The following is a 413-nucleotide window of genomic DNA, read 5'->3' as shown; positions in this document are numbered from 1 at the left end:
TACTTAATTCATAGAAGTAGATTTCCACGTCATTATGGGATAACTCCTGGATGGTTCCGATTGCTTCTTTTATGTAGCGAAGAAAATGAGAAAGATCGTGCAGATACTGTTGTTTTGTTCGCTCACTTCTTTTTTTCGTTAAAGAAGGCTCATCGTGTAAAAATAAATAAACTAATGATTCTTCACTTAATTGGGAGTAGTCAATATTACGGATACCCAAACCCATAATTTTTTCAAAATGACTGCTATCAAAAAAATCTGATTTTGATTTTACAATTTGGTTATTATGTTCGTAATTTATAATATTCAAATTTAAACACAACCTTTTATAGAATTAAATATTAAACAAAAATTTTTATATAAAATTTTATAATTCTAATTATACCACAATAAATACATAATTTATTGTGGTA

The 413-nt window shown here is 26.4% G+C and carries 1 protein-coding gene; it reads right to left on the bottom strand.

All coding sequences use genetic code 11. The annotated features are described in order from the left end of the window. The coding region (locus tag KI369_RS27445; protein WP_212958758.1) for a site-specific integrase at positions 1–310 on the bottom strand (310 nt) is incomplete at its 3' end. Between the last annotated feature and the right edge of the window lie 103 nt (positions 311–413).

Source organism: Bacillus sanguinis (genome assembly GCF_018332475.1).
Lineage (GTDB): Bacteria > Bacillota > Bacilli > Bacillales > Bacillaceae_G > Bacillus_A > Bacillus_A sanguinis.
Note: the sequence above shows the minus strand (reverse complement) of the source record. Positions and strands in the feature narration are given on the sequence as shown.